At 69.3% G+C, this 13787-nt stretch carries 16 protein-coding genes; 4 read left to right on the top strand and 12 right to left on the bottom strand.

Annotation, left to right across the window (positions count from 1 at the left end):
* From VAE53_RS10740 to VAE53_RS10715, 6 genes are all read right to left on the bottom strand, one after another.
* A partial coding sequence (locus tag VAE53_RS10740; RefSeq protein ID WP_322819377.1) for a VWA domain-containing protein occupies positions 1-1579 on the bottom strand: 1579 nt, incomplete at its 3' end.
* Positions 1576-2523 (bottom strand): VWA domain-containing protein, encoded by a 948-nt coding sequence (locus tag VAE53_RS10735; protein ID WP_322819376.1) that lies wholly within the window; start codon positions 2521-2523, stop codon positions 1576-1578. The genes VAE53_RS10735 and VAE53_RS10740, both read right to left, overlap by 4 nt.
* Positions 2520-3404, bottom strand: a complete 885-nt coding sequence (locus tag VAE53_RS10730; RefSeq protein ID WP_322819375.1) for a hypothetical protein — start codon at positions 3402-3404, stop codon at positions 2520-2522. Before VAE53_RS10730 ends, VAE53_RS10735 begins: the two co-directional genes overlap by 4 nt.
* Positions 3401-4333 carry a DUF58 domain-containing protein gene (locus VAE53_RS10725; protein WP_322819374.1) on the bottom strand — a complete coding sequence of 311 codons (933 nt, stop codon included), beginning with the start codon at positions 4331-4333 and terminating at the stop codon, positions 3401-3403. Before VAE53_RS10725 ends, VAE53_RS10730 begins: the two co-directional genes overlap by 4 nt.
* Positions 4334-4354: 21 nt before the next feature.
* Positions 4355-5344, bottom strand: coding sequence for an AAA family ATPase (locus tag VAE53_RS10720; protein ID WP_322819373.1), 990 nt, complete (start codon positions 5342-5344; stop codon positions 4355-4357).
* A gap of 48 nt (positions 5345-5392) precedes the next feature.
* Complete coding sequence (locus VAE53_RS10715; RefSeq protein WP_322819372.1) at positions 5393-6127, bottom strand: ComF family protein; 735 nt, start codon at positions 6125-6127, stop codon at positions 5393-5395.
* A gap of 47 nt (positions 6128-6174) precedes the next feature.
* Between VAE53_RS10715 and VAE53_RS10710 the strand changes: the two genes are divergently transcribed.
* The 3 genes from VAE53_RS10710 to VAE53_RS10700 are packed head-to-tail and all read left to right on the top strand — an operon-like array spanning position 6175 to position 7398.
* Positions 6175-6423, top strand: coding sequence for a MoaD/ThiS family protein (locus VAE53_RS10710; RefSeq protein ID WP_322819371.1), 249 nt, complete (start codon positions 6175-6177; stop codon positions 6421-6423).
* 1 nt (position 6424) lies between these two features.
* Positions 6425-6877, top strand: a complete 453-nt coding sequence (locus VAE53_RS10705; protein WP_322819370.1) for a molybdenum cofactor biosynthesis protein MoaE — start codon at positions 6425-6427, stop codon at positions 6875-6877.
* Entirely contained in the window at positions 6874-7398 is a 525-nt protein-coding gene (locus VAE53_RS10700) for an NUDIX hydrolase (protein WP_322819369.1), read from the top strand. The genes VAE53_RS10705 and VAE53_RS10700 overlap by 4 nt, the downstream gene beginning before the upstream one ends.
* An 11-nt stretch (positions 7399-7409) precedes the next feature.
* Here the strand turns inward: VAE53_RS10700 and VAE53_RS10695 are convergent, their stop codons facing one another.
* The 5 genes from VAE53_RS10695 to rplI form a co-directional block, all read right to left on the bottom strand.
* Positions 7410-7586 carry a hypothetical protein gene (locus VAE53_RS10695; RefSeq protein ID WP_322819368.1) on the bottom strand — a complete coding sequence of 59 codons (177 nt, stop codon included), beginning with the start codon at positions 7584-7586 and terminating at the stop codon, positions 7410-7412.
* Positions 7587-7611: 25 nt separating this feature from the next.
* The gene (locus tag VAE53_RS10690) at positions 7612-9012 is read right to left on the bottom strand and encodes an ATP-binding protein (protein WP_322819367.1); all 1401 of its coding nucleotides are present in this window, start codon (positions 9010-9012) and stop codon (positions 7612-7614) included.
* On the bottom strand, positions 8927-9652 hold the full coding sequence (locus tag VAE53_RS10685) for a DnaD domain protein (RefSeq protein WP_322819366.1): 726 nt from the start codon (positions 9650-9652) through the stop codon (positions 8927-8929). Before VAE53_RS10685 ends, VAE53_RS10690 begins: the two co-directional genes overlap by 86 nt.
* On the bottom strand, positions 9642-11036 hold the full coding sequence (gene dnaB, locus VAE53_RS10680; RefSeq protein ID WP_322819365.1) for a replicative DNA helicase: 1395 nt from the start codon (positions 11034-11036) through the stop codon (positions 9642-9644). Before dnaB ends, VAE53_RS10685 begins: the two co-directional genes overlap by 11 nt.
* Positions 11037-11116: 80 nt before the next feature.
* Positions 11117-11665, bottom strand: a complete 549-nt coding sequence (rplI, locus tag VAE53_RS10675; RefSeq protein ID WP_322819364.1) for a 50S ribosomal protein L9 — start codon at positions 11663-11665, stop codon at positions 11117-11119.
* A gap of 255 nt (positions 11666-11920) precedes the next feature.
* Here rplI and VAE53_RS10670 point away from each other — a divergent pair, with 255 nt between their 5' ends.
* Positions 11921-13021 carry a hypothetical protein gene (locus VAE53_RS10670; protein WP_322819363.1) on the top strand — a complete coding sequence of 367 codons (1101 nt, stop codon included), beginning with the start codon at positions 11921-11923 and terminating at the stop codon, positions 13019-13021.
* Positions 13022-13056: 35 nt separating this feature from the next.
* Here VAE53_RS10670 and VAE53_RS10665 read toward each other — a convergent pair whose 3' ends face one another.
* Positions 13057-13722, bottom strand: a complete 666-nt coding sequence (locus VAE53_RS10665) for a helix-turn-helix domain-containing protein (RefSeq protein ID WP_322819362.1) — start codon at positions 13720-13722, stop codon at positions 13057-13059.
* Positions 13723-13787 lie beyond the last annotated feature (65 nt).

The raw sequence follows: 13787 nt of genomic DNA, 5'->3' as shown, positions 1-13787 counted from the left end.
CGGTGCCGGGCGCGGGGCTCGGTGCGGGGGTCTGGCCGCTCTGGCCGGGCTGGGGGGTGCCTTGGCCGGGGCCGGGTGTGGCGCCGGGCGAGGGGGTCTGGCCGGGGGCTGGTTGGGGGCTGCCGGTGCCCGGGCTGGGGGTCGGGGATGGGGTTGGCGAGGGTGCTGGTGTTTCGGTGGGTTCGAGGAGCCTGAGGATGACTTCGAAGTCGTGGCGGGAGGCATCGTCGGTGGGGTCGATGATGAGTGCGTCGCGGAAGGCGGAGAGGGCTTCGGGGAGGCGCCCAGCTTCGAACTGGTGGTGGCCGATGCTGGCGAAGGCGCGCGCCCGGATGGCGGGGTCGTTGGATTCGAGGGCGCGGCGGGCTGCGCGGATGGCTTCTTCGTAGCGGCCGGCGGCGTGGTAGGCCGCGGCGAGGTTGAGGGTGATGATTGGGTCTTGTGGCCGTTGGACCTGGGCCTGGAGGAATGCGTCGATGGCGGCGGCGGTGTCGCCGCGGGCGAGGGCTTGGCGGCCGCGTTCGTTCGCTTGGTAGGCAGGGGATGCGCAGCCGACGAGGAGGAGGGCGAGGGCAGCGGCCACGAGGGCTGGGTGGCCCCGCGGGCGGAGGCGTTCCCAGGCGGCGCCGGCGACGAGGGCGGCGAGGGCGGCGGTGGCGAAGAGGGGGTATCGTTCGATGGGAAGGGTGGTGGTCCGTTCGTCGAGGCGGGCGCGCTCGAGGGCGCGGACGCGGCCTTCGACGACGCCCGGGACGAGGGCGAGGTCGGTGCCGAGGTAGCGGCCGCCGGATGCGGCGGCGAGTGCGCGGAGGTAGGGTTCGTCGAGGCGAGAGAGGATGGGGCGACCGTCGGCACCGAGCCGTGGGGAGACGCGGCCGGTGATGGGGTCGATGGCGGGGACGGTGCCACCTTCGGGGGTGCCGACGCCGGCGACGAGGAGTTCGACGCTGGACTGCCGGTAGCGTTCGGCGACGCTGGCGACGTCGCCGCCGAGGTTTTCGCCATCGGTGAGGAGGAGGACGAGGCGGCCGGCAGCTGTGTCGTCGGTGAGGAGGTCGAGGGCGAGTTGGAGGCCGCGGGCGACGTCGGTGCCGCCTTCGACGAGGACGACCCCGGTTTCGAGGCCGGCGATGACGCGGGCGGCAGCTGCGGTGTCGGTGGTGAGGGGGAAGCGGATGCGTGCGCTGCCGGCGAAGATGACGAGTCCCACGCGGTCGCCGGCGAGGCGCTGGAGCGAGGAGATGGCGGCGTTTTTGGCTGCGGCGAGTCGGGAGGGTGGGACATCGGGGACATCCATGCTGCGGGAGATGTCCATGACGATGACGAGGTCGGCGCCGGTGCGGGGAACCTGTGAGACGCGGGTGCCCCAGCGAGGCTGGGCGGCAGCGACGATGGCGAGGGCAGCGGCGAGGGTGTAGCAGAAGGCGGCGGCGACGGAGGGCCCCGGTGGGATGCGGCGACTGAGGCGCCGGGCGGCGTGGCGGCCCCGGACTCGGCCGATCGTCCAGGCGAGGAAGGCGGCGGCGGGGAGGACGAGGAAGGGGAGGAGCCAGGGATGGGCGAACGAGATGTCGCTCATGCGGGGAGCCTCCGGAGGATGGTTCCGGCGAGGAGGAGTTGGAGGGCGAGGAGGCCGGCTGCGGTGGCAGCGAACCAGGGTGCGTACTCTTTGTAGGCGTCGAACGTTTCGCGGGCGATGCGGGAGCGTTCGAGGGCTCCGATTTCTTCGTAGACGGCGGAGAGCTGGGACGGGTCGCTGGCGACGAAGTATCGGCCGTCGGTTTCTTGGGCGATGGCCTGGAGGAGGCGTTCGTCGATTTCGCGGGTGCCGGGGAGGGTGGGCTCGCTGACGACGCCGATGGTGTACACGCGGATGTTGAGCGCGGCGGCGAGGTCGGCGGCGGCTTCTGGGCGGATGGAGGGGGCGTTGTGTTCGCCGTCGGTGAGGAGGATGACGACGCGCGAGGCGGCGGTGGATTCCTGGAGCATGGTGAGGGCGGCGGCGAGTCCGACGCCGATGCCGGTGCCGTCGGGGAGGAGGCCGGATTCGAGGTCGGCGACCATCCGGTCGAGGGCGGTGTAGTCGGTGGTCGGGGGTGAAAGGGGGAGGGCGTCTTGCTGGAAGACGACGAGGCCGACGCGGTCGTTCTGGCGGGACTGGATGAATTGGCGGACGACGTCTTTGGTGACGGCGAGGCGGGTGGAATCGCCGAAGCGTTGCAGCATGGAGCTGGAGAGGTCGAGGGCGAGGACGATATCGACGCCTTCGCCGGGGAGGAGGGTCCGGGCATCGCCGCGGCGCGGGCCGGCGATGGCGACGGCGAGGAGGACGACGGCGACGATGCGGAAGAGGGGGAGGAGCCGCGCGAGGCGGAGGCGGATGGTGGGGCGGGCGGCGGCGAGGGCGGCTGCGGTGGGGAGCGGCAGGGCGGGGGGGCGGCGCTGGGCGGCGAGGGCGAGGGGGAGCGCGAGGAGCGCGAGCAGAAGGGCAGCGGGGGTGGCGAACTCGAGCTGGTCGATCATGGTTCGCCTACCAATTCGTAGGCCATGGCGAGGTCGGCGCGGCGGCGCTCGGGTGCGGGGCGATAGCCGGCGTAGACGACGGCGTCGCACTCTTCGAGGAGGCCCCCTGCGAGGCGTGCGACCCAACGATCGGCGCCGATGGCTTCGAGGCGTGCGCGCAGCTCGGTGGCGGTGAGGGCGGTGGCGGGGATGCCGAAGCGTTGGGCGAGCTCGGCACGGACGGCGGCGGCGAGGGCGCGGTAGGCCGCGACGGGGTCGGTATCGATGGTCGATTCTGCGAGGAGAAGGCCGGGAAGGGCGGGCTCGGCCGGGGGGAGCGGCATCGGGACGGGCGCGGGGGGCTGCGGCGAGCGGCGGCGGATGGCGAGGATGATGACAGCGGTGAGCAGGAGGGCGAGGAGGGCGGCTCCGGAGGCGAGGGCGGGCCGCAGGAAGGGGGAGCCGGCGCCCTGGATGGCAGCCGGCGGGGGGAGGGGGCTCAGTTCGAGGGGGGCATCGGGCAGGAGGGTGGGGAGCACGGTGATGGTGATGGGCGGCGGATCGAGGGTATGGACGTCGGAGCCGCTGACGATAGCGATGGTGGGGGTGAAGGTGCGTTGTCCAAGGGCGAAGGGGGCGACGGTGGCTCGGAGAAGCCACTCTTGCCCGGCCTGGCGGGGCGGTTCGAGGCTGACGAGTTCGACGGCGCCCCAGCCGGGGGTGCCGGGGGCGAGTTCGGGGGTCTGACCAGGCGGGAGGGTGAGCCGGATGGTGAGCTGGAGGTGGTCGCCGATGCGGGCGGTGGTGGGCTGGAGGGTGGTTTCGATGCGGTCTGGCTCTTGGCCGCTGGCGGGTGTGCCGACAAGGGCGAGGAGGAGGGCACCGAGGGCGAGGCGCTTCATGCGGCGGCTCCCCGGCGGCGGAAGAAGCGGAGGAGGGCGGGGACGTAGTCTTTGCCGGTGAGGGCGCGGATTTCGTCGATGCGGAGTTCGCCGAAGAGGGCTCGGCGCGCGGCATCGAGGGTGTGGATGCGGCGGGCGTAGGCGTCGCGGATGGCGGGGCTGGAGGTGTCGATTTGGTAGGCGGCACCGGTTTCGGCATCGGCGACGGTGACGATGCCGGCGTTGGGGAGGGCTTCGTCGACGGGGTCGCGGATGGTGATGGCGATGACGTCGTGACGGTTGGCGGCGGCGCGGAGGCGGGCTGGGTCGATCGGGGCGAGGAAGTCGGAGAGGAGGAAGACGGTAGCGCGGCGTCGCTGGACGCCGACGAGGTATTGGAGTGCGGCGGCGAGGTCGGTCCCTGGGGTGGCGGGGCGGGCGCGGAGGATTTCGCGGATGACGCGGAGGACGTGAGTCGGGCCGCCGGCGGGGCGAACGTAGCGTTGGGGTTTGCCGGAGAAGAGGAGGAGGCCGACGCGGTCGTGGTTGCGGATGGCGGCGAGGGCGAGCACGGCGGCGATTTCGGCGGCGAGGGCGGCTTTGGGCTGTTCGGCGGCGCCGGCGAATTGGGAGGCGGAGACGTCGATGAGGAAGAGGACGGTGAGGTCGCGGTCTTCGCGGTAACGGCGGATGAATGGTTCGCCGGTGCGGGCGTAGGCGTTCCAGTCGAGGGTGCGGACGTCGTCGCCGGGGACGTAGGGGCGGAGTTCGTCGAATTCGATGCCGCGGGCCCGGAAGACGGCGTGGTATTCGCCGAGGAAGAGGGTGTTGACGAGGCGGCGGGCGCGGAGTTCGATGGCGCGGACGCGGGCGAGGAGCTCGGGGGTGAGTTCATCGGTGGGGGTCTGGGCGGGGGGCAGGCGGCGATGGTGGGGGAAACGGAGGCGCATGGGCGGCTCCCGTGGTTTGGGCTAGGGGACGTCGACGCCTTCGAGGATGCGATCGATGAGGTTGTCGGTGGTGAGTTCGCGGGCCTCGGCTTCGTAGGTGAGGATGATGCGGTGGCGGAGGGCTTCGTGGGCGACGGCTTTGATGTCGTCGGGGGTGGTGTAGCTGCGGCCGGCGAGGAAGGCATGGGCGCGAGCGGCGAGGGCGATGGCGATGGAGGCGCGGGGTGAGGCGCCGAAGGCGATGAGGGGCTGGAGGTCGGGGAGGCGGTAGGAGGCGGGGTTGCGGGTGGCGGCGACGAGCTGGGTGATGTAATCGCGGATGGTTTCGTCGAGGGTGACTTCGTGGACGGCTGCCCGGGCATCGAGGATAGCTTGTCGCGAGGCGACGACGCCGATGCGGGGTGGTTGGGGGGCGAGGCTCATTTCGAGGACTTGGCGCTCTTCGGCGCGGGAGGGGTAATCGACGCGAATTTTGAGGAGGAAGCGGTCGAGCTGGGCTTCGGGGAGGGGGTAGGTGCCTTCTTGTTCGATGGGGTTTTGGGTGGCGATGACGAGGAAGGGGTCTTCGAGCGGGAAGGTCTGACCGCCGATGCTGACTTGGCGTTCTTGCATGGCTTCGAGGAGGGCGGACTGGACTTTGGCGGGGGCGCGGTTGATTTCGTCGGCGAGGACGAAGTTGGCGAAGATGGGGCCGCGGCGGATGGAGAAGGTGCCGTCGCGGGCGTTGAAGATTTCGGTTCCGATGAGGTCGGCTGGGAGGAGGTCGGGGGTGAATTGGATGCGGACGGCGTGGAGGTCGAGCGCGCGGGCGAGGGTGGAGACGGTGAGGGATTTGGCGAGGCCGGGGACGCCTTCGACGAGGATGTGGCTGTTGCAGAGGAGGCCGATGAGGAGGCGGTCGATGAGGCGTTCTTGTCCGACGATGATGCGGTGGACTTCGGCGCGGACGCGGGCGAGGGTGTCGGCGGCGAGGGTTGCGGCGGGCGAGAGGGCGGAGGCGCCAGGGGGCAATGGGTCCTCCGGGGCAGGAAGGTGCCCGTATTGTAGGGATCGGGAGGGTTAAGGGGTGGTAGGTGTGGATGGGGGTGGTGGGCCTACGGTGTTCTGGCTGGTGAGCTCGAGGCTGGCGCGGGTGACGGCGAGGGCCCAGACTTCGCGGGCGCCGTGGTGGAGGAGGACGCGGGCGCACTCGCGGATGGTGGCGCCGGAGGTGATGACGTCGTCGAGGATGCCGATGGAGAGGTTTTCGAGGGGCGGGCCTTGGACGGTGAAGGCACCGGCGAGGCTGGCTGCGCGCTGGGCGGCGGTGCGGCCGATTTGGCTACCGGTGTTGCGGGTGCGGTGGAGTGTGACGGGGGCGGGAGGGAGGGCGGCGAGGCGGAGGAGCAGCTCGGCCTGGTTGAAGCCTCGGTGGCGTTGGCGCGATGGGTGAAGGGGGACGGCGACCCAGCCATCGACCGGGAGGTTGGCGGCGGCGGGCGCGAGCCGCTGGGCGAGGAGTGGGGCGAGGGCTCGGTAGCGCTGGTATTTGAGGCGGTGGACGAGGGCGCGGGCAGCGCCTTCGTGTTCGTAGAGGGCGCGAGCGCCGGCGAGTTCGTTCCAGTTGTAGCAGCGGGGGCAGAATTCGGGTCCACTCCAGCGGGCGGTGCAGTTTGCGCAGCGCCCGGGGCCGACGGCTGGGGTGAGGGAGGCTTCGCAGTGGGCGCAGAGCGGGGTGTCGAAGGCGCCGCAGCCGGCGCAGCGCAGGGGAAATATGAGGTCGACGGCGCGGCGGAGGATGGCAGCAGGGTGCACGGGGGGATGGTAGCAATCGGTGGGAATGGGCGGGCTACAATGGATGTGTGGGGACGGTGACGGTTTTGCTGTTCGCGTCGTTGGCGGAGCGCGCTGGGACGCGCCGGCTGGAGGTGCCGGTGAGCGGGGGGGAGCGGGTGCGCGACGTTCGCGACCGGGTGGTGGCGCGGTATCCGCAGCTGGCGCCGGCGGTGCCGACGCTGATGTATGCGCTGGACGAGGTTTATGCGCGGGAGGATGCTCCGGTGGCGGCGGGGAGTACGTTGGCGCTGATTCCGCCGGTATCGGGAGGTTGAGATGTTGATTCGTGTGACGGATGCTCCGCTTTCGGCGGACGAGGCGGCGCGGGCGGTGGCTTCGCCGGCTGCGGGGGCGGTGAATGTGTTTCTTGGGGTGGTGCGGAATTCGAATTTGGGCCGGGCGGTTTCGTATTTGGTCTACGATGCGTACCCGTCGATGGCGGAGCGGGAGATGTTGGCGATTGCGGAGGAGGCGAAGGCGCGGTTCGGGCTGGAGGGTTGTGCGATTTTGCATCGGACGGGGCGGCTGGAGGTCGGTGAGACGAGCCTGGTGGTGGCGGTGAGTTGTGGCCATCGGCGGGAGTCGTACGAGGCGGGGCTTTGGGTGGTGAACGAGGTGAAGCGGCGGGTGCCGGTTTGGAAGAAGGAGGTGTGGGAGGACGGGGAGGAGTGGATCGAGGGCCCGGAGTCGTTGGGGTTGCAGCAGGCGCCGGCGAGTATGGGTCCATGAGTAGCCATCCGCACGCGGCGAGCCGGTTTTGTATGCACTGTGGTCAGCGGTTGACGACGGCGGTGCCGGAGGGGGATACGAAGCGGCGGCTGGTCTGTCTGGATTGTGGGTTCGTGCACTATGTGAATCCGCGGCCGGTGGCGGGGGTGATTCCGGTGCGGGAGGACGGTCGGCTGTTGTTGGTGCGGCGGACGATCGAGCCGCGGGCGGGGGCTTGGGTGTTCCCTGGGGGGTTCATGGATTTGGGGGAGACGGCGGAGGAGGCGGCGGCCCGGGAGACGATGGAGGAGGCTCAGTTGGCGGTGGCTGATCTGCGGTTGGTGGGTGTTTTTACGCGGACTGGTCCGGGCATTGTGGTGATTGTGTACGAGGGGCGGGCGCTGGGGGAGGGTGCGCCGGGGCACGAGACGAGCGAGGTGCGGTGGTTCGCGCCGGGGGAGATCCCGTGGGAGGAGTTGGCGTTCGATAGTACGGTGGCGGCGTTGCGGACGTGGGCGGCGCAGCGGGGCTTGGGGGTTTGAGGTTGGCTGCTTCAGGTGTGGGGGGTAGGGGGAGGCTCGGGTGAGTTGTCGGCGGGGAGGGAGTGGGTGCTGTTGGGCGGGGTGGTGATGGTGATGCGTTCGCCTTCGCGGATGATGAAGGTGGTGGCTCCGGCGGCGAGGATGAGGAGGCCGGTGAGGAGGATGAGGAGGGCGCGCGACCAGGTCATGGGGGTATGGTAGGGGAGGGAGGGGTCAACGGGCGCGGCGGGGGCCGCGGGGGCTGGGTGGGGGGATGCTGCGGCCGAGGTGGTAGTGGGGGGCGAGGATGACGATGATGGCGCCGGCGCGTGGGTCGGCGATGCGGGCGACGATGCGTGGGTTGACTTCTTGGAGTTCGTCGAGGGACCGGTCGGTGGTGACGACGGTGGGGAGGCCGGCGACGTGGCGGTAGTTGACGACTTGGTAGAGTTTTTCTTGTGCCCAGGGGGTGGTGGCCTGGGCGCCGAAGTCGTCGAGGACGAGGAGGTCGGCGTTGCGGACGCGTTCGAAGAGTTCGTCGTAGGGGGTTTCGCGGCCAGGGGCGAAGGAGGCGCGGAGGTGGTCGAGGAGGTCGGGGACGACGGCGAAGAAGACGGAGTGGCCGTCTTGGAGGGCGCGGTTGGCGATGGCGCTGGCGAGGTGGGTTTTGCCGCAGCCGTTGGGGCCTTGGAGGACGAGCCAGCCCTGGGGGGCTTCGGCGAAGCTGCGGGCTGCTTGGAGGGCGGCTTCGAGGGATGCTTGTTCTTCTGGGTGGAGGCCGGGGATGCGGGTCTCGAAGGTGCGGAATTGGAAGGCGGCGAGACGTTGGCGGGACATTCCGCCGACTTCGGTGTATTGGCTGTGTTCGCTGGGTCCGAGGGTGAGGACGCGGGCGAGGGTGGGGTCGAGGAGGCGTGTGCCGAGGCGGGGGTCGAGGGTGGTGGGGGGGGCGGTGGCGGTGACGATGGTGGGGAGTGCGAGGTTGAAGCGGTGGTTGATGACTTGGAGGAGTTTTTCGCGGGCCCAGGCTGTTCCGGATGCGCCATCGAGGTCGTCGAGGACGAGGAGGGGGGCGTTGCGGATGTGTTCGAAGACGCGGTCGAAGGCGAGTTCTTGGTCGTCGGTGTCGTAGCCGGCGCGGAGGTGATCGAGGAGGTCGGCGACGACCATGAAGAGGATGGGGTGGCCGAGTTCGATGCGGCGGTTGGCGATGGCGGCGGCGAGGTGGGTTTTGCCGGTGCCGGAGGGGCCGGTGATGACGAGCCAACCGTGTGGGTCTTGGGCGTATTCCTGGGCGATTTGGATGGCGGCTTGGAAGGTGGCATCGTTGCCGGAGCGCCCGCGGGGCTGGAGGGTTTCGAAGGTGAAGCGGGAGAGGGCGCCGATGTTGCTGAGGCGGGTGAGCCGTTGGCGGCGTTGGTCTTCGCGTTCGCGGAGGATGCATTCGCAGGGTTCGGCGCGTCCGAAGCGGGGGTGGTCGATGGGGTAGGGGCGTCGAACGAATCCGGCGCCGCGGCAGATGGGGCAGGTGTCGGGTTGGGTGGGGTCGTCAGCGGTGGCGGGGGATGTGGCCGAGCTTTCCGCCGAGGTAGCGGCGTTTGGTGTCTTCGAGAGGATCTCGTTGAGGTGTTTCATGGGGGCGACCCTCCAGTGCCCAGTTTTCGAGCATGCGCTGGATGTAGCGCCAGTTGCGGACGTTTCGTTCGGCGGCTTCGCGGAAGGCGTCGTGGATCCAGTCTGGGGGATAGGTTGCCTCGGCCTCAATGAGTTTTTCGGCGATGAGGGGGGTGATGGTGCCGATGTGTTCTTCGTAGAGTTGGAAGATTCCGGGGCGTGTTGGGGTGGCGTGGAGGGGGGCGATGGATGCGCCTGGGCGGAGTTGGAGCTGGCCGGCGCGGGCGCGGGCGATGGTGCGGCGGGAGGCGGGGGTGTTGAGGAAGTAGAGGGTTTCGCTGGTGGTTGGGGTGTGGGCGTGGACGGCGATGAGGGCGCCGAGCTGGAGGCAGTGTTGGAGGCCGGCGTCGAGGGAGGGGCGGCCGGCGGCGAGGGTTTGGAAGCTGATGCGGGCGGCTTCGTGTTCCCAGATTTGGTCGGCGGTGACGCAACCTGGTTGGGCGGGGTGCTCCTGGGCGAGGCGAGCGACCCAGAGGAAGGTGAGGAGGTCGCCGGGGTGCTGGAGGCGGGGCAGGATGGCGGTGTAGAAGAGGTTGGGGATGGCGGTCGCTTTGCCGATGCCGGGGAAGCCAGGGAAGGTGCCGGGCTGGTCAGCTGGCATGGTCGTCTGTCCGGAGGGCCCAGTCTTCGAAGCGGGCGAAGCGTTCGCGGAAGCGGAGTTCGACGGTGCCGATTGGCCCGTGGCGGTTTTTGGCGACGATGACTTGGGCGACGCCTTTGGGGTAGGCGGATTCGGGGAGGTCGGGGTGCTGCTGCATCCACTGCTCGAGGGTGATGTAGAGCTCTTCGCGGCTGAGGAAGATGACGATGTCGGCGTCTTGTTCGATGGAGCCGGAATCGCGGAGGTCGGAGAGCATGGGGATGCGGGGGTGGCGTGCTTCGATGGCGCGGGAGAGTTGGGCGAGGGCGACGATGGGGACGTCGAGTTCGCGGGCGAGGCTTTTGAGGGTGCGGGAGATGTAGCTGATTTCTTGGACGCGGTTTTCGCGGTTTCTGGGGTTGTCTCCGTGCATGAGCTGGAGGTAGTCGATGACGATGAGGTCGAGGCCGCCGGCTTGTCCGGCGAGGCGGCGGGCGCGTGCGCGGAGTTCGGCGACGGTGAGGAAGGGGGAGTCGTCGAACCAGATGTTGGCTTCGGAGAGGCGGGCGGCAGCGTCGATGACTTTGCGTTCTTCGAATTCGGTGTTTTGGCCGAGGCGGAGGCGGTTGGCTTCGACGCTGGCTTCGGCGCTGAGGAGGCGAACGGCGAGCTGTTCGGCGGACATTTCGAGGGAGAAGACGGCGACGTTGGCGTGTTGGTGGATGGCGGCGTTGCGGGCGATGGCGAGGGCGAAGGCGGATTTGCCGACGCTGGGGCGTGCGCCGATGACGACGAGGTCGGAGCGTTTGAAGCCGGCGAGGAGGGTATCGAGGTCGGTGAAGCCGGTGCGGATGGCGGTGAGCTTTAAGCGTTCGACTTCGGCCGGGTCCTGTTCGAGGTAGGCATCGAGGACCTGGCGGATGTGGAGGAAGTCGCGGAAGGATTCGCCGCTGCGGATGCGGTGGATGAGGGATTCGGCCCGGGAGAAGACGTTGTCGATCTCGGCGGGGGCTTCGTAGGCCATCTGCATGATGGCGGCGGCGGCCTGGATGAGGGCGCGGTAGGTGGCGTCGCGTTTGACGATGCGGGCGTAGAATTCGACGCCGATGGAGGTTGGGAGGCGACGGATGATTTCGGCGAGGTAGGTTTGGCCGCCGACGGCTTGGAGCTGGTCGCGGGTGGCGAGTTCGTGGGCGACGGTGATTTGGTTGATGACTTCGTCGCGGTTCCAGAGGGCGAGGCAGGCGTCGTAGATCCAGCCGTTGGCTTCGCGGAAGAAGTCGCTGGGCTCGAGGATGTTGACGACGGCGAGCATGGCATCGGGGTCGACCATGAGGGAGGCGATGACGGCCTCCTCGGCCTCGATGTCGTGCGGGGGTAGGCGCTCGAGGGGGGCGAGGGTCATGGGTTGAGGAGGGACGGGGATGCGCTGGGTGGCTGCGGCGGGGTGCGCGTGCTGTCCCTACGGCCCTCCTTTCTGGCGGGTTATTCGGCCTGGGTGGCGGGGGGCTGGGCCTCTGGGGCCGCTGGGGCGGGGGTTTGGGGTGTGCGGGCGGCCTGGAGCCGGTCGGCGATTGGTTTGGAGGCTGCGTCGGGGACGACGTCGACGGTGACGGTGGCGCTGACGTTGCGGGTGAAGCGGATGTCGACGGTGCGCTGGCCGAGTTCGCGGATGGGCTCGGGGAGGAGGACTTGCTGGTGTTCGAGCTCGACGCCGGTTGCGGTTTGGATGGCGGCGGCGATGTCGCGGTTGGTGACGGAGCCGAAGAGGCGGCCGGTTTCGCCGATGCGGGCTTGGATGCTGACGGTGAGGTTTTCGAGTTTTGCGGCGAGGAGGCGGGCTTCGGCGTCGAGTTTTTCTTGGCGCCGGGCTTCGCGTTGGGCGAGGGCGTTGGCGCGCTGGAGGTTTTCGCGGGTGGTGGGGCCGGCGAGGCCGCGGGGGAGGAGGTAGTTGCGGGCGTAGCCGTTTTTGACTTCTTTGATTTCGCCGACTTGGGCGGTGCCTTCGACGTCTTCGAAAAAGACGACTTTCATGGTGACCTCTGGGTGTGCGGGATGGCCCGGCGGGCCCCGGCGGGGTGTGGTACCCGCCCGGGACGATCCCGTGGGCAGGGTAGAGAGGTGAGGATATCGCTTCCAGCGATTATGGTCAGGTGTGCGGAGTCTTGACGGGACGTTCACGTTTTTTGTGGTGCTTATGCTTACTGTCTCGACGCGACAACTCTTGTCGGGGTGGGGCGGGGGTGGGGCGATTCGCGGGAAGGGGTTGCGCGCCCTACGCTTTGGGCTATGGGCTATGAGCAGCCGGTTTTGGTGATTTTTCATGGGGGGACGGGCGAGGGGCAGGCGGAGCGGCTGATGGCGCGGGCGCGTGTGGCGGCGGCGCGGGCGTCGGCGCGGGCGGCGCTGGATGCGGGTTTCGAGGCGGTGATCGTGGTGACGGACGACCCGGGGGCGTTCGATGGGTGCCCGGCTGGGGTGCTGGTCGATGTGGACCCGCCGGGGGGACGGTTCGTGTACCAGGAGCGTTTGGGGCGGTTGATCGAGCGGTACGGGCTGGAGCGGCCGGCGGTGATGGGTTCGGGGTCGGTGCCGTTGCTGGGGGCGGATGAGTTCGCGTTGGTGGTGGAGCAGCTGCAGGCGCGCGATGCACGATTCGTGACGAACAATTTTTTCTCGGCGGATTTGACGGGCTGGACACCGGGGTCGGCATTCGGTCGGCTTTCGCGGGTGCCGCGGGACAATTTGTTGCCGCGGTTGTTGCGGGACGAGGCGGGCCTGGCGCCGGTGATTTTGCCGCGGACGACGGCGACGCAGTTCGATCTGGATACGCCGACGGATTTGGCGGTGCTGGGGCTGGTGCGGGGCATCGACCCTGCGTTGGCGCTGGTAGCGGAGGAGGTGTCGGCGCTGACGGTTCGGCTGCGGGCGTTGCTGCCGCTTTTGTGCGATCGCTCGGCGGAGCTGGTGGTGGCGGGGCGGGTGGGGAGCCAGGCGTGGCAGTATCTGGAGCGCGAGACGGCCTGTCGGGTGCGGATGTTCAGTGAGGAGCGGGGGCTGGCGACGGCGCCGGCGGGCCACCGGCCGCGGAGTTTGTTGGGGTTTTTGCTGGAGGAGGTGGGCGCTGAGCGGTTTTTCCAGCGGTTGGGGGAGCTTGGCGATGCGGTGGTGCTGGATACGCGGGTGATCGAGGCGCACTTGGGCCTAGAGCCGACGCGGGAGGATCGGTTCGAGAGCGATCTGGGGGCGTGGGAGCGGGTGGGTGAGCCGGTTCTGCGGCGGCTGACGAAGGCGGCGTTGGAGGCGCCTGTCCCGGTGATCTTGGGTGGCCATTCGATGGTTTCGGGCGGGCTGATGGCGCTGAACGATGCGGCTTGGGAGGGGAGGTAGGGGAAGCTCCGGGAGGGGGCGTGAGGGAGGGGGCGTTATTTGTGGTGGGATTCGTAGACGGTGGCCATGCCTTCGAGGATGACGTCGGCGAGGGAGAGGACGTTTTCGATGGCGTCGACGGCTTCTTCGGCGGAGAGGCCTGCTTCGGTGGCGATTTGGGCGGCGGTCTCTTCGAGGGAGCGGCGGAGGGCGTTGAAGGTTGCGACGGCGGTGGTGAGGCTGATGTGTTCGGTGACGAGGGTCCGGCCGTATTCGCGGCCGATGGAGCGGGCGTCTTCGATGGCGCGTTCGCGACGGGCTTCGCCGGCGATGATGCGGGAGAAGAGGTCGACGACTTGTCGGCCGAGGAGGCGGAGGCGTTCGATGGCGTCGGGGCTGAGCTGGTCGAGGGCGGGGGCGGTGTGGGCGGCGCGGCCGCGAGGGTGGAGGCGGCGGCGGACGCGTGCGGTCGCGAGGTCGCTGATGCGCTCGGCGTTGCGGGCTGCTTGTTGGGGTGCGATGGCGGCGACGATGTGTTTGAGGTCTTCGGCGAGGATGCGGCGGTGGCCGCCGCTGGTGCGGTAGGAGCGGATTTCGCCGGCGTCGGCCCAGCGGCGGATGGTGGATTCGCTGACGCCGAGGAGTTTGCTGGCTGCCCCGAGGGTGAGCCAGCGTTGGTCGGGGAGGTCGAAGGGAGGGGGAGATTGGTCAAATCCGTCCAAAGTGTGCCAATTCTTTCTCCGATTGCGGGGGCTGTCAATACGGGGATGTGGTGGGGAGGCTCGGG

The organism is Tepidiforma sp., from assembly GCF_034432735.1.
Classification (GTDB): Bacteria; Chloroflexota; Dehalococcoidia; order Tepidiformales; family Tepidiformaceae; genus Tepidiforma.
This window is presented reverse-complemented; position numbering and strand designations above follow the sequence as displayed.

Excerpts from the sequence above, each read along its gene's own strand:
- VAE53_RS10735 (WP_322819376.1), bottom strand. The coding sequence starts at position 2,523 with ATGATCGACCAGCTCGAGTTCGCCACCCCCGCTGCCCTTCTGCTCGCG.
- VAE53_RS10730 (WP_322819375.1), bottom strand. The coding sequence starts at position 3,404 with ATGAAGCGCCTCGCCCTCGGTGCCCTCCTCCTCGCCCTTGTCGGCACA.
- VAE53_RS10725 (WP_322819374.1), bottom strand. The coding sequence starts at position 4,333 with ATGCGCCTCCGTTTCCCCCACCATCGCCGCCTGCCCCCCGCCCAGACC.
- VAE53_RS10705 (WP_322819370.1), top strand. The coding sequence starts at position 6,425 with ATGTTGATTCGTGTGACGGATGCTCCGCTTTCGGCGGACGAGGCGGCG.
- VAE53_RS10700 (WP_322819369.1), top strand. The coding sequence starts at position 6,874 with ATGAGTAGCCATCCGCACGCGGCGAGCCGGTTTTGTATGCACTGTGGT.
- VAE53_RS10695 (WP_322819368.1), bottom strand. The coding sequence starts at position 7,586 with ATGACCTGGTCGCGCGCCCTCCTCATCCTCCTCACCGGCCTCCTCATC.
- VAE53_RS10690 (WP_322819367.1), bottom strand. The coding sequence starts at position 9,012 with ATGAAACACCTCAACGAGATCCTCTCGAAGACACCAAACGCCGCTACC.
- VAE53_RS10685 (WP_322819366.1), bottom strand. The coding sequence starts at position 9,652 with ATGCCAGCTGACCAGCCCGGCACCTTCCCTGGCTTCCCCGGCATCGGC.
- dnaB (WP_322819365.1), bottom strand. The coding sequence starts at position 11,036 with ATGACCCTCGCCCCCCTCGAGCGCCTACCCCCGCACGACATCGAGGCC.
- rplI (WP_322819364.1), bottom strand. The coding sequence starts at position 11,665 with ATGAAAGTCGTCTTTTTCGAAGACGTCGAAGGCACCGCCCAAGTCGGC.
- VAE53_RS10670 (WP_322819363.1), top strand. The coding sequence starts at position 11,921 with ATGGGCTATGAGCAGCCGGTTTTGGTGATTTTTCATGGGGGGACGGGC.